Source organism: Rhodococcus sp. HM1 (assembly GCF_023218075.1).
In the GTDB taxonomy this organism is placed as follows: domain Bacteria; phylum Actinomycetota; class Actinomycetes; order Mycobacteriales; family Mycobacteriaceae; genus Rhodococcus.
Map to the genome: position 1 here is coordinate 1 of NZ_JALPTB010000006.1, position 19,189 is coordinate 19,189.

14 protein-coding genes are annotated in these 19,189 nt (G+C 69.2%); 7 read left to right on the top strand and 7 right to left on the bottom strand.

Annotated elements, in window-relative coordinates:
* Positions 1 to 183 precede the first annotated feature (183 nt).
* Positions 184 to 1,926 (bottom strand): proline--tRNA ligase, encoded by a 1,743-nt coding sequence (locus tag M1M07_RS05120; protein WP_248673486.1) that lies wholly within the window; start codon positions 1,924 to 1,926, stop codon positions 184 to 186.
* A 53-nt stretch (positions 1,927 to 1,979) separates the two neighbouring features.
* Here M1M07_RS05120 and yaaA point away from each other — a divergent pair, with 53 nt between their 5' ends.
* From yaaA to M1M07_RS05135, 3 genes are all read left to right on the top strand, one after another.
* Positions 1,980 to 2,723, top strand: coding sequence for a peroxide stress protein YaaA (gene yaaA / locus M1M07_RS05125; protein ID WP_197255447.1), 744 nt, complete (start codon positions 1,980 to 1,982; stop codon positions 2,721 to 2,723).
* A 66-nt stretch (positions 2,724 to 2,789) separates the two neighbouring features.
* Positions 2,790 to 3,671, top strand: a complete 882-nt coding sequence (ppk2, locus tag M1M07_RS05130; protein WP_197255449.1) for a polyphosphate kinase 2 — start codon at positions 2,790 to 2,792, stop codon at positions 3,669 to 3,671.
* A 35-nt stretch (positions 3,672 to 3,706) separates the two neighbouring features.
* Positions 3,707 to 6,493: a cation-translocating P-type ATPase gene (locus M1M07_RS05135; protein ID WP_248673487.1), complete on the top strand. Its 2,787-nt coding sequence runs from the start codon at positions 3,707 to 3,709 to the stop codon at positions 6,491 to 6,493.
* Between the two features lie 12 nt (positions 6,494 to 6,505).
* On the opposite strand, the gene M1M07_RS05140 is transcribed toward M1M07_RS05135, so the two are convergent.
* From M1M07_RS05140 to mqo, 3 genes are all read right to left on the bottom strand, one after another.
* Positions 6,506 to 7,927, bottom strand: a complete 1,422-nt coding sequence (locus tag M1M07_RS05140; RefSeq protein ID WP_231611331.1) for an MFS transporter — start codon at positions 7,925 to 7,927, stop codon at positions 6,506 to 6,508.
* A gap of 83 nt (positions 7,928 to 8,010) precedes the next feature.
* Entirely contained in the window at positions 8,011 to 9,261 is a 1,251-nt protein-coding gene (gene cobA / locus M1M07_RS05145) for a uroporphyrinogen-III C-methyltransferase (RefSeq protein WP_197255454.1), read from the bottom strand.
* 90 nt (positions 9,262 to 9,351) lie between these two features.
* The gene (gene mqo, locus M1M07_RS05150) at positions 9,352 to 10,881 is read right to left on the bottom strand and encodes a malate dehydrogenase (quinone) (protein WP_308200776.1); all 1,530 of its coding nucleotides are present in this window, start codon (positions 10,879 to 10,881) and stop codon (positions 9,352 to 9,354) included.
* A 240-nt stretch (positions 10,882 to 11,121) separates the two neighbouring features.
* On the opposite strand from mqo, the gene M1M07_RS05155 reads away from it, so the two are divergent.
* Both M1M07_RS05155 and mtr read left to right on the top strand, forming a co-directional pair.
* A complete protein-coding gene (locus M1M07_RS05155; RefSeq protein ID WP_248673488.1) occupies positions 11,122 to 12,168 on the top strand; it encodes an alpha/beta hydrolase in 1,047 nt (348 codons plus the stop codon).
* The gene (mtr, locus tag M1M07_RS05160; protein WP_197255458.1) at positions 12,165 to 13,538 is read left to right on the top strand and encodes a mycothione reductase; all 1,374 of its coding nucleotides are present in this window, start codon (positions 12,165 to 12,167) and stop codon (positions 13,536 to 13,538) included. Before M1M07_RS05155 ends, mtr begins: the two co-directional genes overlap by 4 nt.
* Positions 13,539 to 13,583: 45 nt before the next feature.
* On the opposite strand, the gene M1M07_RS05165 is transcribed toward mtr, so the two are convergent.
* The 3 genes from M1M07_RS05165 to M1M07_RS05175 all read right to left on the bottom strand — a co-directional run bounded on the left by M1M07_RS05165 (position 13,584) and on the right by M1M07_RS05175 (position 16,726).
* Entirely contained in the window at positions 13,584 to 14,150 is a 567-nt protein-coding gene (locus tag M1M07_RS05165; protein ID WP_248673489.1) for an alpha/beta fold hydrolase, read from the bottom strand.
* A 27-nt stretch (positions 14,151 to 14,177) separates the two neighbouring features.
* Positions 14,178 to 15,035: a type I methionyl aminopeptidase gene (gene map, locus M1M07_RS05170; RefSeq protein ID WP_248673490.1), complete on the bottom strand. Its 858-nt coding sequence runs from the start codon at positions 15,033 to 15,035 to the stop codon at positions 14,178 to 14,180.
* Positions 15,036 to 15,100: 65 nt separating this feature from the next.
* Complete coding sequence (locus M1M07_RS05175) at positions 15,101 to 16,726, bottom strand: AMP-binding protein (RefSeq protein ID WP_197255464.1); 1,626 nt, start codon at positions 16,724 to 16,726, stop codon at positions 15,101 to 15,103.
* A 155-nt stretch (positions 16,727 to 16,881) separates the two neighbouring features.
* Here M1M07_RS05175 and M1M07_RS05180 point away from each other — a divergent pair, with 155 nt between their 5' ends.
* Positions 16,882 to 17,757 (top strand): LuxR C-terminal-related transcriptional regulator, encoded by an 876-nt coding sequence (locus M1M07_RS05180; protein ID WP_248673559.1) that lies wholly within the window; start codon positions 16,882 to 16,884, stop codon positions 17,755 to 17,757.
* 33 nt (positions 17,758 to 17,790) lie between these two features.
* Positions 17,791 to 19,170: an APC family permease gene (locus M1M07_RS05185; RefSeq protein WP_248673491.1), complete on the top strand. Its 1,380-nt coding sequence runs from the start codon at positions 17,791 to 17,793 to the stop codon at positions 19,168 to 19,170.
* Positions 19,171 to 19,189: the final 19 nt, after the last annotated feature.

Consider the following 19,189-nt stretch of genomic DNA (forward strand, 5'->3'; position numbering starts at 1 on the left):
CACCATGGTGGGTGGGGGCGGGTTGCCGGCCGTCGTGTGAAGCGGTGGTCCCGGGGCGGGAGACCCCGCCCCGGGACCGGCGCTGTGGTTCGCGGTCGCGGACCTTCGGCTATTTCGCAACAGCCCGTCAGCCGAGCGAACGGTACGTTCGCTCGGCTGAAGGCGAGAGCCGAAGGAGAGGGATCAGCCGCGCACGGCCGCGAGGATCTCCTGCAGCGCCGACTCGACCGGCACTTCGCGGGATTCGCCGGTGAAGCGGTCACGCAGCTCGACGTTGCCTTCGGCCCATCCGCGTCCGACGACGACGACGAGCGGCACACCCAGCAGTTCGGAGTCCTTGAACTTCACACCCGGCGACGCCTTGCGGTCGTCGAGCAGAACCTCGACGCCCGCCTTGTCGAGATCGGCGGCCAGGCCCTCGGCGCCCTCGCGGGCCGCGTCGTCCTTGTTCGCGATGACCAGGTGCACCCCGAACGGCGCGACCTCGGCAGGCCAGCGCAGGCCCTTGTCGTCGTGTTGCTGTTCGGCGATCACCGCGACCAGGCGGGAGACGCCGACGCCGTACGAGCCCATGGTGGGGCGCACCGGCTTGCCGTTCTCGCCGAGGACGTCGACCGCGAACGCGTCGGTGTACTTGCGGCCGAGCTGGAAGACGTGGCCGATTTCGATGCCGCGCGCCGAGACGAGCGGGCCGGCGCCGTCCGGCGACGGGTCCCCGTCGCGGACCTCTGCAGCCTCGATGGTGCCGTCGGGGGTGAAGTCGCGGCCGGCGACGAGCCCGAAGACGTGCTTTCCTTCTTCGTCGGCGCCGGTGATCCAGCTCGTGCCGTCCACCACGCGCGGGTCGACGAGGTAGCGAACACCGTTGTCCAGCAACGCCTTCGGGCCGATGTAGCCCTTGACGAGGAAGGGGTTGGCGGTGAAGTCGGACTCGCCGAGCAACTCGACCTCGGCGGGTTCGAGCGAGGCTTCCAGGCGCTTGTCGTCGACCTCCCGGTCGCCGGGGATGCCGATGCCGAGCAGTTCCCAATCGCCGCCCGGCTGCCGGACCTTCACGAGGATGTTCTTGAGGGTCTCGGCCGCGGTGACCTCACGCCCGAGGACTTGCGAGGCGGAGGCGACGAGGGATTCGATCGTCGGGGTGTCCGGGGTGTCGTGCACCACGGCGTCGGGCAGGCCGTCGAACGGGATCGGCTCCGGCGCGAGCGTCTTCACCGCCTCGACGTTCGCGGCGTAGCCGGATTCGAGGCAGCGCACGTAGGTGTCCTCACCGGCGTCGGACTCGGCGAGGAACTCTTCCGACGCGCTGCCGCCCATCGCCCCGGACGTCGCGGAGACGATCACGTACTTCACACCGAGCCGCGCGAAGATCCGCTCGTAGGCGTCGCGGTGGGCCTGGTAGGACCGGGTCAGCCCCTCGTCGGTGAGGTCGAAGCTGTAGGAGTCCTTCATGACGAATTCGCGGCCGCGCAGGATGCCGGCGCGGGGTCGTTCCTCGTCGCGGTACTTCGTCTGGATCTGGTACAGGGTGACCGGGAAGTCCTTGTAGGAGTTGTATTCGCCCTTGACGGTGAGCGCGAACATCTCCTCGTGGGTGGGTCCGAGCAGGTAGTCGCCGCCCTTGCGGTCCTGCAGCCGGAACAGGCCGTCGCCGTACTCGGTCCACCGGTTGGTGGTCTCGTAGGGATCGCGCGGCAGCAGCGCCGGCAGCGAGATCTCCTGCGCGCCGATGGCGTTCATCTCCTCGCGCACGACGCGCTCGACCTGCCGCAGCACCTTCAGGCCCAGCGGCAGCCACGAGTAGACGCCCGGCGCGATGCGCCGCACGTAGCCTGCGCGAACGAGCAGTTTGTGGCTGGCGACCTCGGCATCGGCCGGGTCGTCGCGGAGCGTGCGGAGAAACAGATGCGACATGCGGGTGATCACGGAGTGGCAGCCTACCCGCAGGCCCGGAACCGGCCTCGGTACGGTTACCGGTTGTGCTGGTGCTTCTGCCTCCTTCCGAAACCAAGTCCGACGGCGGCAACGGCGCGCCCCTCGATCTGGGCGAGCTGTCGATGCCTCAGCTCACCGACACGCGCGAGATGCTCGTCCAGGCGCTGGTGGATCTGGCCGCCGACAGCGAAGCGTCGATGCGGGCCCTCGGTCTCGGCGCCACCCAGGCCGACGAGATCGAACGCAACGCCAAGCTGTGGGTCTCGGCGACCCGGCCCGCGCTCGAGCGATACACCGGGGTGCTGTTCGATGCGCTCGACGCGTCGTCGTTCACCCGGGTGCAGCGCGAGAAGGCATACCGACGGCTCGCGATGGGGTCGGCGCTGTTCGGTGCGGTGCGCGCGGGCGATCCCATTCCCGCCTACCGGCTCTCGGGCGGCTCCAAGCTGCCGGGCTTCGGCACCCTTCAGGCGCTGTGGAAACCGGAACTGACCGACGCGCTGGTGGCCGAGGCCGCCGGCGATCTCGTCGTCGACCTGCGGTCGGGGGTCTACCAGCAGCTCGGTCCGGTGCCCGGCGCGGTGACCGCGACCGTGCTCACCGAACAGCCCGACGGCACCCGCAAGGTCGTGAGCCACTTCAACAAGCACCACAAGGGTCTGCTGGCCCGGGCGCTGGTACTCACCCGCGCGGAACCGTCCGACGTCAGGTCCGTGGCGCGGGTGGCCGCGAAAGCCGGTCTGCGGGTCGAGGTCGCGTCGCCCACCGAGCTGATCGTGCTGACCTGAGTTTTCCGCCGAAACCGCTGGTCCTGCCGTATAGTTCTGGTCTCGACGGCCGACCCGGGAGCGCCCATGGGGAAGAAGTCCAAGGGAAGCAAGGCAGGGCACGAGGCGGGGACCGATTCCCGCACCCACACGGGTGAACTGCGCCCACCGCCGACCGGTGGCGCTCCCGACCTACCGCCGATGAAGAACAAGGAGTACCGGCAGCACCTGAAGTCGCTGCACGCCGAACTCGTCGCGATGCAGGAATGGGTCAGATCAACCGGTGCGAAGGTGTGCATCCTGTTCGAGGGCCGGGACACCGCGGGGAAAGGCGGTGTCATCAAGGCGATCACGGAACGCGTGAGCCCCCGCGTCTTCCGCGTCGTGGCGCTGCCCGCCCCGACCGAGCGGGAGAAGTCGCAGATGTACTTCCAGCGGTACATGCCGCACCTGCCCGCGGCGGGTGAGGTCGTCATCTTCGACCGCAGCTGGTACAACCGCGCCGGCGTCGAGCCCGTCCTGGGGTTCTGCACCCAGGAGCAGACCGACCAGTTCCTGCAGCTCGTCCCGGCGGTCGAACGCGCGATCCAGCAGTCCGGGATCATCCTGATCAAGTACTGGCTCGAGGTGAGCCAGGAGCAGCAGACGTTGCGGCTGCAGAGCCGCATCGACGATCCGCGCAAGATCTGGAAGCTGTCGCCGATGGACCTCGAGTCGTACAGCCGCTGGTACGACTACTCGCGGGCCCGCGACGAGATGTTCCGGCTCACGCACACCGGATGGTCGCCGTGGCACGTCGCGATCAACGACGACAAGAAACGCGGCCGGCTCAACATCATCAGCCACCTGCTCAGCCGGGTGCCCTACGAGCCGCTGGAGCTTCCCGCCGTCACGCTGCCCGAACGACAGAAACCGGGCGGTTATCGCGATCCCGGCGTGGTCGTCGACTGGATTCCCACACCCTACTGACGATGCGCCGCACCGGAACGAGGAGGTCCGCGAGCATGCTCGGTCAAAGATCCGTATCCGGTGACACCCGGGCCCCCGACTCCCCCGACGACGCGCGCGCGTGGCACGCCCTGAGCCCCGCGGACGTGGTGGCGGCGCTGTCGACCGACGAGTCGTCCGGGCTGACCAGCGCCGCCGTGGAGGAGCGTCGCGCCCGCTACGGCGCCAACGTCATCGCCTCCGAACCCCCCCCGTCGATCTGGGCTGTCGCGCTTCTCCAGCTCACCGATCCGATGAATGTGATGCTGGTGGCGGTCGTCGTCGTCAGCGTGGTCATCGGCCAGATTCCCGTGGCGCTCACGGTCGCCGGCCTGGTGGTGCTCAACGTCGTGCTGGGGACCCGCCAGGAGTTGAAGGCCCGGGCCAGCGTGGATGCGCTGGCGAAGATGCAGGTGCCGCAGGCCCGGGTGACCCGCAACGGCACCCTGGCCGCGATCCCCTCCACCGAGCTCGTACCGGGCGACATCGTCAACCTGGAGGCCGGCGATCTGGTGCCGGCGGACGGACGGATCCTCGTCTCCGCCACGCTCGAGACCCAGGAAGCGGCGCTGACCGGGGAGAGTGCTCCCGTCGCGAAGGATGTGACGACCCTCGACTCCCCCGACGTGACGCTCGGCGACCGCAGCAACATGCTGTTCCAGAACACCTCGGTCACCCGCGGCACCGCGACGATGGTGGTGACCGAGACGGGGATGCAGACCCAGATGGGTCGCATCGCGTCGATGCTGTCGGCGGTGGCTCCGAAGAAGTCTCCGCTGCAGCGCGAACTGGGTTCGCTGACCAAGGTGCTGGGCATCGTCGCCTGGGGTGCGGTCGCGGTCATCGTGGTGATCGGGCTGCTGCGCGGCCAAAGCGTCACCACGGTTCTGCTGCTGGGCATCTCGATGGCCATCTCGGCCATCCCGACAGGCCTGCCGACGTTCGTGCAGTCGATGCTGTCGTACGGCGCCAAGCAACTGGCCGACGCAAAGGCCGTCGTCAAGAACCTCAACGACGTCGAGACGCTCGGCGCGACCAGCGCGATCAACTCCGACAAGACCGGCACCCTCACCATGAACCAGATGACGGTCCGGTCGCTGTACTTCCACGGGCGCTGGTTCACCGTCGAGGGCGAGGGCTACGCCAAGACAGGTGCGGTGCGGCACGTCGCCGGTGCGGAGGTTCCCGACTTCACGCGGCTGGCGTACGGGCTGTGCCTCGACAGCGACGCCACCGTGTCCGACAGCGGAGTCGTCGTCGGTGATCCCACCGAGGCGGCGCTGGTGGTGCTGGCCGCGAAGCTCGGCGTCGACGCGGAGGAGACCCGGCGCGCCTACCCGCGCGTCGCGGAGGTGCCGTTCGATTCGGCGTACAAGTTCATGGCGACCTTCCACCGGCTGCCGCTGGACGGCGGCGACACGTTCGTCGAACTGGTCAAGGGCGGGCCGGACGTGGTGCTGGCACGCTGCTCGACGGCGTTCACCGAGACCGGGCCGGAACCGATGGACGTGATGCGCGACCAGATCCTCGCGGCCAACCGCAGCATGTCGGAGAAGGGGCTGCGGGTGCTGGCGTTCGCGGCGCGCCTGCTGCCGGGCCGGGAGAGCGAGGTGATCGCCGATCCGATGTCGTTCGTCGAGGACCTGACGTTCGTCGGCATGGTGGGCATCATCGATCCGCTGCGGCCCGAGGCCGTGGAGGCCGTGCGCACCGCGCACGCCGCGGGCATCGAGGTGCGCATGATCACCGGCGACCATGCGATCACCGCGTCCGCGATCGGTGCCGAACTCGGCCTCGGTCCGGGCGCGATCAGCGGTCCGGAACTGCAGGCGCTGTCCGACGACGAACTGGCCGCGGCGCTGCCGAACCTTCACGTCTTCGGCCGGGTCACCCCGCAGGACAAGCTGCGCCTGGCCGAACTCATGCAGCGTGGCGGCGCGATCGTCGCGATGACCGGCGACGCCGTCAACGACGCGGCAGCCCTCAAGCAGGCCGACGTGGGTGTCGCGATGGGGTCGGGCAGCGAGGTCACGAAGCAGGCCGGGAACATGATCCTCACCGACGACAACTTCGGGACGCTGGTGACCGCGATCAGCCTCGGGCGCAGCATCTACGACAAGATCGTCGCGTTCATCCGCTGCCAGATGGCGAAACTGTTCTCGCTGATCCTGTTGTTCCTGGTCGCGAGCGTGTTCGATATCAACGACGGTGTCGCGCTCACGCCGCTGATGGTGCTGTTCCAGAACTTCTTCATCACCCTGTTCCCGGTCATCGTGATCATGCACGACCCCGCACCGCCGAACCTGATGAACAAGCCACCGCGCGACCCGGCCGTGCCGATCACCAATCCGCTCGCCGTGTGGCAGTGGGTCTTCTACGGCGCCGTCGAGTTCGCGGTCGCGCTGGCCGCGCTGTTGCTGGCGCCCGGTGAGATGAGTTCGACCGTCGCGAACGTGCCCATGACGATGGCGTTCGTGGTCATGTCGTTCGGGTCGATCCTCGGTGGGCTGGTGATGCGGCGTGATCCGGACACGGGCCTGGCAGCGCCCATTCTGGGAGCCGTGAAGATCCTGGCGATCCCGACGGTCATCACCGTGCTCGCCGTCGAACTCGACTTCCTGCAGCGGCTGCTGATGACGACCTCGCTGACCGGTGGCCAGTGGCTCGCGTGCATCGGACTGTCGGTCGTCGTGCCGATCGTGATCGAGGCCGAGAAGGCAATCCGGCGCCGCCGCGCCACGGGCCCGCAGGCGCCGATCCCGGCCTCCACCGCGGTGGAGCCGCAGCGGGCCCGCGTGGCGTGACGGCGGCCCGCCTCAGGCGTTCTGGGCGGCCTTCTCGGCTTCCTGTGCCTGCGCGACCTGCTGCGGGCTGAACCGGATGAACAGCGCGGCGATACCGGTGATCACCGCGCACACGGCGCAGCCGACCAGGGCGAACATGTAGCCGGCGCCCTGCGCGGACAGCTGCGCCTCGGTCATGTCGGCGACCGCACCGGACGTCCCGCCCAGCGACATGGTCCGCGACGTGGCCATCGCCCCGATCACGGCCAAGCCGATCGGACCGCCGAGGGTCTGCGCGACCTGGGCGATCGCCGACAGCGGCCCGATCTCGTGGGTACCGACCCCGGCGATCGCGCACAGTGGCAGCGGCACGGACGCCAGTCCGACGCCGAACCCGACGACGAGCACCAGCACGAACAGGGTCGGCAGGTACTGCACCGTCTCGTCCATGGTCGAGCCGAAGAGCAGGCTCACACTCATGATCAGCGCGCCCGCGACCACCAGCCAGCGCGGCTGCACCCGGACGACGAGCTTCGAGGCGACCGCTGCGGCACCGCCGAGACCGAACGCGAACGGCACGAACGCCAGACCCGCCTGCAGCGGGGTGTAACCGAGGATGTCCTGCACGAACAGCGCCACGAACGCGGCCAGCGAGAACATCACCGACCCCGCGAAGAAGATCGCCACGAAAGTGGCGACCCGGTCACGGTCGCGGAACAGCACGAACGGCAGCAGCGGGTTCTCGGCGCGCCGCTCCACGAGCAGGAACAGCCCGAGGACCACGACACCACCGATGAGCGCCCCGATCACGACCGGGCTGCCCCAGCCCATCTCGGGTCCCTCGCTCAGACCGAACACCACACCGGTGCAGCCGAGGGTTGCCAGCACCGCGCCGGGCACGTCGAGCGCGAGGCGCTCGGTCGCGGTTTCCCGCAGCACCAGGGTCGCGGCGACGGCGATGAGCACACCGATGGGAACGTTGATGAGGAAGATCCAGCGCCAGGACACCTGTGTGAGCGCGCCGCCGAGGATCAGTCCGGCGATCGAGCCGACGCCGGTCATCGCCGCGAACACCGCGATTGCGCGGTTGCGGGCGGGGCCCGGCGCGAACGTCGTCGCGACCAGGGCGAGCGCGGTCGGCGACGCGACTGCGGCGCCGACGCCCTGCAACGCGCGGGCCGCGATGAGCATGGCCTCGCCGGTCGCGAGGCCACACAGCAACGACGCGAGGGTGAACAGGCCGACCCCGGCGACGAACATGCGTTTGCGGCCGAAGCTGTCGCCCAGCCGGCCACCGAGCAGCATCAGACCGCCGAACGCCAGCGCGTACGAGGTGAGTACCCAGTTGCGCCCGGCGTCGGACAGTCCCAGGTCGGCCTGCAGCGGCGCGAGCGCCAGGTTCGCGACCGTGCCGTCGAGCACGACCATCAACTGCAGCCCGCTCAGGACGAGCATGGCCGCGCCGAGAGCCCGGGCGGTCGCGGAACGGGCGGCGTTCGAGGGGTCCGGCACGGCGTCGACGTTACCCAGCATCCGATTCACTCGGAATCCGCGGTGAGACCGGCGACCGGTCCGATCACGATGATCGCGGGCGGCCGGATCTGCTCGTCGCGCACTCGCGCCGCGACGGTCTGCAGCTCGGCGCGCAGAACGCGCTGGGTACGGCGCGTGCCTTCCTGCACGACGACGACCGGTGTGTCCGCGGGACGGCCCCCGGCGAGCAGGGCGTCGGCGAACTGCTGGATACGTTCGACTGCCATGAGCAGCACCAGCGTGCCGCGCAGCTTCGCAAGTGCCGACCAATCGGTCAGCGAGTCCGGATGGTCGGGGGCGACGTGTCCGCTGACCACCACGAATTCGTGCGTGACCCCGCGATGGGTGACGGGAACGCCGGCCGCCGACGGCACCGCGATCGCGCTGGTGATACCGGGAACGACCGTGACCGGGACGCCCGCGGCGGCACAGGCCTGCAGTTCCTCGAAGCCGCGGCCGAAGACGTACGGGTCGCCGCCCTTGAGGCGCACGACGAACTTGCCGGCCTTGGCCCGGTCGATCAGGGTTTCGTTGATGGCCTGCTGCGCCATCGCCCGGCCGTAGGGCAGCTTCGACGCGTCGATGACCTCGACGTGCGGGCCGAGTTCGTCGAGCAGTTCCTGCGGGGCCAGGTGGTCGGCGACGACCACGTCGGCGCGACCGAGCAGGCGGCGACCGCGCACGGTGATCAGATCCGGGTCGCCCGGGCCGCCGCCGACGAGCGCGACCCCGACCGGGGCCGGCGCGGTGTCGGCGACAGCGGCGCCCCCGGCGAGGGATTCCCGGATCGAGGTGCGCACCGCCGCGGACCGGCGGTGGTCGCCGCCGGCGAGGACACCGATGGACAGACCGTCGTAGGTCGCGGTGGCCGGGGTGACGGCGCTGCCGCGGCGGGCGTTGTCGGCGCGCACGCAGAAGATGCGGTTGCGTTCGGCTTCGGCGACGACCGCCGCGTTCGTCTCCGGCTCGTTCGTGCAGGCCATGGCGTACCAGGCGCCCTCGAGATCACCGTCGCGGTAGTCGCGCAGTTCCAGGGTGATGTGGCCCTTGGTGGCCATGCTCTCGACGGCGGGCGTCGCCTCACGGGTGACGACGTGCACCGCGGCACCCGATGCGACGAGCAGTCCGAGCCGCCGCTGGGCGACAGAACCTCCGCCGACCACGACGACCCGGCGACCGGACAGATTCAGGCCGACGAGGTAGCTGGACTCGTCTGCCCCGTTGGTGGACGACTCGTCTGCAGGATTGGTAGGCACCGGGTTCCCCACTTCTGGTTGGCCTCGTGACACAGGCCGGTCCGCGGCGTGCGGGCCGGCCTGTGACGGGGTCGGGTCGTGACGGTCGGATCAGACCGACGCGGGCTCGATCGGGGCGGTGGTCTCCGCCACGGAGGTGACGTCGAGCTGCAGCGACTTGGTGCTCCACTGCCACACCTTGTCGAACAGCGCCTGATCGTCGGACAGCTTCGTGCCGAGGGACGGCACCATCTCGTGAAGCTTGCCCTGCCAGCCGGTCCACTGCTTCGGGAAGCAGCGTTCGAGAACGTCGAGCATCGCGGGCACGGCGGTCGAGGCGCCCGGGGAGGCACCGAGCAGACCGGCGATGGTGCCGTCACCGGCGCTGACCACGGCGGTGCCGAACTCGAGGACACCGCCGATGCCCTTGCGCCGGATGACCTGGACGCGCTGACCGGCGACGATCAGCTCCCAGTCCTCGAGCTTGGCGTTGGGCGCGAACTCGGAGAGGGTGACGATCCGGTCGCGGGGCGACTGGGTGAGCTCGCCGACCAGGTACTTGACCAGGCCGAGTTCGGTGGCGCCGACGCCGAGCATCGACATGATGTTGTTGGGCTTGACCGACTTCGGCAGGTCCAGGACGCCGCCCTGCTTGAGGAACTTCGGCGACCAGCCGGCGTAGGGGCCGAACAGCAGGCCCTGCTTGCCGCCGATGACGCGGGTGTCGAGGTGCGGAACCGACATCGGGGGCGCACCCACGGCGGCCTTGCCGTACACCTTCGCGCTGTGCTGCGCGATGACGTCGGGGTTGGTGCAGCGCAGGAACGCACCGGAGACGGGGAAGCCGCCGAAGCCCTTGGCTTCGCTGATCCCCGACTTCTGCAGCAGGTGCAGGGCACCGCCGCCGGCGCCGACGAAGACGAACTTGGCGTTGACCTTGCGGCTCTCGCCCGTCCGGCGGTTGCGGACCTTGACGATCCAGCTGCCGTCGGACTGCTTCGACAGGTTGGTCACCTCGTGACCGAAGAACACCGTGCCCCCGGAGGCGGCGACGTTGTTGATGAGCTGCTTGGTGAGGGCACCGAAGTCGACGTCCGTACCGGTCGAGGTCCAGTTGAGGGCCACCGGGTCGGAGAAGTCACGGCCCGCGGCCATGAGCGGGAGACGCTCGGAGAACAGCTCGGGGCTCTCGGAGTACTCCATGCCCGCGAACAGCGGGTGGCCGGCCAGCGCGTCGTAGCGGGCGCGCAGGTACTTCACGTCGTCGGCGCCGTGCACGAAGCTGACGTGCGGAATCGGGTTGATGAAGTCCTTGGGGTCGGACAGGATCCCGTTGTCGACGGCGTAGGCCCAGAACTGGCGCGAGACCTGGAACTGCTCGTTGACGTTGATCGCCTTGGTGATGTCGACGGTGCCGTCGGCCTTGGCCGGGGTGTAGTTCAGCTCACACAGCGCGGAGTGGCCGGTACCGGCGTTGTTCCAGGGGTCGCTGCTCTCCGCGGCAGCGGCGTCGAGCCGCTCGAAAGCGGTGATCGACCAGTCGGGCTGCAACTGGCGGAGCAGCGCACCGAGGGTAGCGCTCATGATGCCCGCGCCGATGAGCACTACATCGGTCTTCGCCTCTAACACGTTGTCTGACACTGGAGGATCGACTTCCTTGTCTGTTCGCACGCGCCGCAGAATCCGCAGGGATCGCGTCGCGAGGGTGTCCCGTGCACGTCCGTGGTCCCGCTCCACTTCCGTTCGATCACGAACCGGATCTGGGAACCACCACAGCCGCGCCGACTGCGACGAATAGGTTACCCGCACGTCGCTCGGCGTTTCCTTCCCCCCAATTGTGCCCCGACCACGATCCGGCATGAACACCAATACAGTGTGATAGTGACTACTTGGCAGCCCGACATCCTCGGTGACGGCTATCAGCAGCTCGTTCTCCCCCTCGGCACCGATCCCGACGGGGAAGGTGAAATCAGCGCGACCCTGGTCCGCTATCAGCCCGCCGGCGACGCTCCGCGCCGAGCGGTGCTCTACGTGCACGGGTTCACCGACTACTTCTTCCAGCAGCACCTCGCGGAGCACTTCGCGGCGCAGGGGTACCGGTTCTTCGCGCTGGACCTGCGCAAATGCGGCCGTTCACGCGCCCCGGGCCACACTCCGCACTTCGTCACCGACCTCTCGTACTACGCCGCCGAGCTCGAGGAGGCGTTGCGGATCGTGCGGGCCGAGACCGGCGGGGATGTGCTGCTGGTCGCGCATTCGACGGGCGGGCTGGTGTTGCCGTTGTGGCTCGACCGGCTGAACAAGCGTCCAGGCGGTACCGCGGGCGCCGGAATCCGCGGGGTCGTCCTCAACAGCCCCTGGTTCGACCTGCAGGGACCGTCCTATCTGCGCAACGTCGGCACCCTCGCGATCGATCTCCTCGGGCGGATCCGGCCCAAGGACGTCATCCCACTGAAGAAGCTCGACACGTACGGGATGAGCCTGCGCACCGGCGGCTGGAACTACAACCTCGACTGGAAGCCGCTGACGGGATTCCCGCTCACGTTCGGCTGGCTACGGGCGGTCCGGCGCGGGCACGCGCAGCTGCATCGCGGCCTCGACATCGGGGTGCCGTCGCTGATCCTCCGGTCCACGGCGAGCCGGTCCGCACCGAAGTACGACCCCGCGATCGACACCGTCGACGCGGTCCTCGACGTGCGGCAGATCGCGCGCTGGGCGGGTTGCCTGGGCGACCGCACCACGATCGTGCCCATCGACGGAGCCCGCCACGACGTGTTCCTGTCCACCCCCGGTCCGCTCGCCGCGGCGTTCCGGGAATTGGACCGGTGGCTGGAGGGGTTGGACAACCACGACAGCAACGACGACACCGCCGACATCCGCACGGCCGCCGGCAACGTGCGGACACGAACCGCAGGAGACCCCGCGTGACCCATTACGACCTCGCGATCATCGGCACGGGATCGGGCAATTCGATCCTCGACGAACGCTACGACGGCAAGAAGGTGGCGATCCTCGAGGAGGGCACCTTCGGCGGCACCTGCCTCAACGTCGGCTGCATCCCGACGAAGATGTACGTGTACGCGGCCGAGGTCGCGCACACCGTCCGCACCGCGGCGAAATACGGCGTGGACGCGAGTGTCGACGGGGTGCGCTGGAACGACATCGTCGACCGGGTGTTCGGGCGGATCGACCCGATCGCGGCCGGCGGTGAACGGTACCGGCGCGAGGACTGCGCGAACGTCACGGTGTACGGCGGGCACGCGCGGTTCGTCGGCGAGCGCACTCTCGACACCGGCACGGGCGAGACGATCACCGCCGATCAGGTCGTCGTCGCGGCCGGATCCCGCCCGATCGTTCCGCAGGAGGTCCTCGACAGCGGCGTCAAATACCACACCAACGACGACGTGATGCGGCTGCCGAAGCTGCCCGAGTCGATGGTGATCCTCGGATCCGGGTTCATCGCGATGGAGTTCGCGCACGTGTTCTCCGCGCTCGGGGTGCGGGTCTCGATCCTCGCGCGCAGCAGCCGGCTTCTGCGTCACCTCGACACGGACATCGCCGAGCGGTTCACGCGGATCGCGCAGGAGAAGTGGGACGTGCATCTGTCGAATCCGGCCAAGGAGTTCCGCCCGGTCGGGGACGGCGTGGAGGTCGTGCTCTCCGACGGCACGGTCGTCGCGGGCGACGCGCTGCTGGTCGCGGTGGGACGGCAGCCCAACGGCGACCTGCTCGACGCGGCCGCCGGGGGCCTGGAACTGGACGAGCAGGGCCGCATCGTCGTCGACGAGTTCCAGCGCACCACCGCGCGCGATGTGTTCGCGCTCGGCGACGTGTCGTCGCCCTATCAGCTCAAGCACGTCGCCAATCACGAGATGCGGGTGGTGCAGCACAACCTGCTGCAGGATGCGTGGGGCGACGACACGTCGGCGCTGCGGCGCACCGATCACCGGTTCGTGCCGGCGGCGGTGTTCACCGACCCCCAGATCGCCGAGGTCGGGCTCACCGAGGAGCAGGCCCGCGCGCAGGGATACGACATCTCCGTGAAGATCCAGAACTACGGGGACGTCGCGTACGGCTGGGCGATGGAGGACACCGAGGGCATCTGCAAGCTGATCGCGGACAGGTCGACCGGTCTGCTGCTCGGCGCGCACGTCATGGGTGCGCAGGCGTCGACGGTGATCCAGCCGCTGATCCAGGCGATGAGTTTCGGTCTGACCGCCCGGGAGATGGCGACGGGCCAGTACTGGATCCATCCGGCGTTGCCAGAGGTCGTGGAGAACGCGCTGCTCGGACTGTGACAGCGTCGGCGGCGCCGTCCGGCCGGGACGGCGCCGCCGTGTCCGCTACCAGCTGCCGGTACGCAGGGCGATCGCCGAGGCGAACTCGGCCGGAGCCTGCGCCGGGACGTTCTCGATGCCGTCGAGTTCGACGACCCGGAACTCCCCGGTGACGTAGCGCATGGATGCGTCGGCCTCGGCGCGCCGCGCGCCGCTGCCGACCACGACGGTGGTGGGCACCTCGGCTGCAGGGGCCGACGCGTCGCGCACGGTGCCGTCGGCGTCGGGAACGGCCGGGTGACCGCGGTCGGCGACGACGAGACTCGCGAACCGGCCGAATCTGCCGGCTGCGACGGACCAGGCGAGTTCCGCGCCGGCACCGCTGCCGGCCAGGTGCACCCACGGCAGTTTCAGTTCGTCGAGCAGCGCGAATATCCCGGCCGCATCGAGGTTTTCGATGCTTTCCGCGACGACCGTCCGCAGGTCGGAATTGTGCAGGCGTTCGCACACCGCGTCGAACACGTCGGCGCTCTCCCCCGCTCCCGGCAGCAGCAGCACGGTGTGCCTGCTCTCTGGTCCGTCGATCCGTACCCGGACGGTGCCGCTCGCGGTGCTCACGTCAGTCGATTCCATGCCGCAGAACGGTACGCGATCACACGGTCACGGCAGTGTCAGGATCTCGCATCCGCTGTCGGTGACGACGATGGTGTGCTCGAACTGCGCGGTCCACTTGCGGTCCTTGGTGACGACCGTCCAGCCGTCGTCCCAGATCTCGTAGTCGGGCGTGCCCAGGTTGATCATCGGTTCGATGGTGAAGACCATGCCGGGCTCGATGACCGTCTCCACGGACGGCTGGTCGTAGTGCAGGATGACCAGGCCGTTGTGGAAGGTCTCGCCGATGCCGTGGCCGGTGAAGTCGCGGACGACGCCGTATCCGAACCGATTGGCGTACGCCTCGATGACCCGGCCGATGACGTTCAGGGCGCGGCCGGGCGCGACGGCCTTGATGGCCCGCTGGGTCGCCTCACGGGTGCGTTCGACGAGCAGGTGGTGCTCCTCCGAGACGTCACCCGCCAGGAACGTCGCGTTGGTGTCACCGTGCACCCCGTGGATGTAGGCGGTGACGTCGATGTTGACGATGTCGCCGTCCTCGATCACCGTCGAGTCGGGGATGCCGTGGCAGATCACCTCGTTGAGCGACGTGCAGCAGGACTTGGTGAAGCCCCGGTAGCCGAGGGTCGACGGGTAGGCGCCGTGGTCGCACATGTACTCGTGTGCGATGCGGTCGAGTTCGTCGGTGGTCACACCGGGGGCGACGGCCTCGCCGGCCACGGCGAGCGCCTGCGCGGCGATCCGGCACGCCTCGCGCATCTTCTCGATGGTCTCCGGGGTCTGCACCCACGGCTCGTTGCCTTCCTTTGCGGTCGGCTTCCACACGTACTCGGGTCGTTCGATGAGCTTGGGAACCGAACGGATGGGGGTGGGCGTGCCGGGAACGAGAGCTGTGCGCACAGACATGACGACCAGAATATGCCCACCGGCCCGCGGGCGATGCCTCCGAGGCATCACCCGCGGGACGCGGGTCAGCGCTGACGGAGGAGGAAGCGCTGGACCTTGCCGCTGGGGGTCTTCGGCAGGTGCGGCACGAAGTGCACCGCCCGCGGGTAGGCGTGCGCGGCGAACTTCTTCTTCACCAGCTGCTGCAACTCGGCCTCGAGTTCGTCGGTGCCCTCGACGCCCTCCCGCAGCACCACGAACGCCTCGAGCACCTCGCCGCGGAGCTCGTCGGGCAGACCGACGACCGCGGCCTCGACCACCTGCTCGTGCATCACGAGCACGCTCTCCACGTCGAACGGCCCGATCCGGTAGCCCGCCATGATGATCACGTCGTCGTCGCGGGAGGAGAAGAAGTAGAAGCCGTTCTCGTCGACGCGGCCCGCGTCGCCGGTCAGGTACCAGCGGCCGTCCTCGCTGAAGCGTTCGGCGGTCTTCTCCGGAGCGTCGACGTAGCCGGTGAACCACAGCAGCGGGCTGGCCTGGGTGTCGATCGCGACGCGGCCGACCTCGTTCGTGTCCGCGAGTTCGTCGCTGTCCTCCTTCAGCACCGCCACCGACCAGCCCGGCAGCGGCTTGCCCATCGAGAGCGGCGGCACGTCCTCGCGCAGTCCGTCGGCCCACGCGTTGACGACGAACATGCCGTGCTCGGTCTGCCCGTACTGGTCGTGGACGACGACACCGAACTTGTGCTCGGACCAGGTCAGCACGTCCGGGGTCAGCGGCTCACCGGCCGACGACGCGCGGCGCAGCGGGATCTGCGGTCCCTCGCCGGAGTCGGCCCGCAGGCTGCGGTACACCGTGGGTGCGGCGGCGAAGTTGGTGACGCCGAACTTCTCCATCACCTGCCAGGTCAGCGCCGGCGAGAACCCGGCGTGCAGCAGGATGCTGCGCCGGCCGGCGGCCATGGGACCGAGCAGCGCGTAGTACAGCCCGTACGCCCAGCCGGGGTCCGCGGCGTTCCAGAACACGTCGTCGGGGCGCACGTCGAGGCCGAAGTCCATGTACGCGTGGAACGAGGCGAGCGCCCGCACCGGAACCGGCACGCCCTTCGGGGTCCCGGTGGTGCCGGAGGTGAACAGCTGCACGAGGCCACCGGAGCCACCGACGGCGACCGCGGCACCGCGCGGATCGTCGCCGGTGTGGGCGGCGAGCAGGTCCGCGAAGTGCAGCCCGATCCCGGCGTCACCGGAGTCCCCCGCGACGACGATCTGCCACGGCGCGTCGGCCGGGATGTCCTCGCTGGGCGCCAGCTTGCCGAGCTGGTCGGCGTCGGAGACGACGACCTTCGCGCCGCTGGCCTGCAGCCGGAACGCGATGGCGGGCGGCGCGAACGCGGTGAACAGCGGCACGTGCACGGCGCCGCGCCGCCAGATGCCGAGCAGCGCGACGACCAGGTCGGCGGACTTGCCCATCAGCGTCGCGACATGGTCCCCGGGCTCGACACCGAGGTCGTTCAGCGCGGCCGCGAAGCGGGTCGACTGCTCGCGCAGGTACCCGTACGTCAGATCGGTCGAGGAGAGATCGGACTCGACGACGGTGAACGCGACAGCGTCGGCGGGATGGTCGTCGCACAAAAGGTTCGCAGCGCATCCGTCCGCGGTGTCGTAGCGGTCCAGCAGTTCGCGGACACGGGCAGCGAAATCGGCAGCCATCGATCCGTCCTCCTCGTCGAGCGTTCACAGGGTTGTCTGCATTCACAGGGGGTGTCTGGGCGGCACGCCGCGGGGATGCGCGTCACCCGAACGTACCGCCACCTCTATGATCCGAGTCACAGAATCTTCTCGATACCCCCGGAAAGGGGTGGGTGATCGTGCCGGCTTCCGGTCCCTCGTCTCTCCTCCGTCCCCGCGACGGCGACGCGCTGCGCGCCGAGTTGCGACGCACTGCCGCCGACGCGCAGGTCTCCGTCGTGTTCGCCGGGGAGGTCCGCAGCGGCCATCTACAGCTGAGCGAGTTCCTCGGTACCCGCACCAACGGGCTCGAGGGAGTGATCGTGCCGCCGAAGGCCGGGCTCGGTGGACTGGTCGTGGACCGGGCCAAGCCGCTCACGGTCGCGGACTACGGGCGGTCGTCGTCGATCACCCACCACTTCGATCGTCCGGTGCTCGGCGAGGGTCTGCGCTCGATCCTCGCGGTGCCGGTGCTCGTCGGCGGGGCCGCGCGGGCGGTGCTGTACGGGGCCATCCGCGAGTGTGCGCCGCTGGGTGATCGCGCGGTGGGGGCGTTCGTGCAGGCTGCGCGGCGTCTCTCCGACGAGATCACGGTGCGCGACGAGGTCGACCGGCGGCTCGCGCTGATGGCGCGGATGAGCCCCGTGGACCGCGATCCGCTGGCGACGGCGGAAGTCCGGGAAGTGCACGCCGAACTGCGCAGTCTCGCCCAGACGGTCGGCGACTCCGGTCTGCGGCAGCAGTTGCGGGCGCTGTCGGACCGACTCGCCGGGGCATGCGGTGGCACCACCACTCCGGCACCGGCACCGGCGACCGCGATCGTGCTGTCCCCGCGCGAGACCGACGTGCTCTCGCACGTGGCGCTGGGCTGCACCAACGTCGAGATCGCGCAACGCCTCTCGGTGACTCCGGAGACCGTGAAGAGCTATCTGCGCAGCGCGATGGGCAAGCTCGACGTGCACACCCGGCACGAGGCGGTCGTCGTCGCCCGGCGGCTGTCGCTGCTGCCCTGAGCAGTCCCGTTTCCGGGCCGGAGAGGATTCCCTATGTCGGACACGGCTTCGTCTCCGCAGCTGAAACGGGTCATGGGGCCGGGACTCCTGCTGCTCTTCATCGTCGGCGACATCCTCGGCACCGGCATCTACGCGCTGACCGGCAGGGTCGCGAACGAGGTGGGCGGCGCCGTGTGGCTGCCGTTCGTGCTCGCGTTCGTCGTCGCGGTGATCACGGCGTTCAGCTACCTGGAACTGGTCACCAAATACCCGCAGGCCGCGGGCGCCGCGCTGTACACGCACAAGGCCTTCGGGATCCACTTCCTGACGTACATGGTCACCTTCACGGTCATGGCGTCGGGTATCACCTCGGCGTCGACGGCGGCGCGGGCGTTCTCCGCGAACTTCGTCGAGGCGTTCGATCTCGATATCGGCGAGGGCATCGGCATCACGGCGTTGGGCCTGACGTTCATGCTGGTGGTGGCGCTGATCAACCTGCGCGGCGTCGGTGAGAGCGTCAAGACGAACATCGTCCTCACGTGTGTGGAGCTGTCCGGGCTGCTCATCATCATCCTGATCGGGATGTGGGCGCTCGGGATCGGCGAGGGCGACTTCTCGCGGGTGCTCGACGTCGACACCGGCGACCGCTCGGTCTTCGGCGCGGTCGTCGCCGGCACCGCACTCGCGTTCTTCGCGATGATCGGTTTCGAGGACTCGGTGAACATGGCCGAGGAGTGCAAGAACCCGACCCGGATCTTCCCCCGGGTGCTGCTCCTGGGACTCGGGATCACCGGCCTGATCTACGTGCTGGTGTCCGTCACCGCGATCGCGCTGGTCCCGGCCGTCGAACTCGGCACCGGGGACACTCCCCTGCTGAAGGTGGTCGAGGCGGGTGCGCCGGCGTTCCCGGTGGGGATCTTCGCGTTCATCACCATGTTCGCGGTGGCGAACACGGCCCTGATCAACATGCTCATGGCCAGCAGGCTGGTCTACGGGATCGCCCGCGAAGGCGTGCTGCCCGCGGCGCTCGGCAGGGTGCACCCGACGCGGCGCACGCCCTATGTCGCGATCGTGTTCACGACGCTGCTGGCGTTCGGGTTGGTCACCTTCGTCGGCGAGGTGCCGGAACTGGGCGGCACGACCGCGCTGTTGTTGCTGATGGTCTTCGCGATCGTCAACGTCAGCGTGCTGGTGCTGCGTCGCCGACCGATCGACCACCCGCACTTCCGGACGCCGACGGTCCTCCCCGTGCTCGGCGCCGCGAGCTGCATCTTCCTCGTGTCACCGCTGGTGGACCGCCCCGTGGTGCAGTACCGGATCGCGGCGGTCCTGCTCGGCCTCGGGGCCGTGCTGTGGCTGATCACCTGGCTCCTGGCCAAGCGCAGGGGTGGCCGCGGCCCCACGATCGACCCGGAACACCTGGTCGAGAAGTGAACCGCCGCGAGGCCCGGGC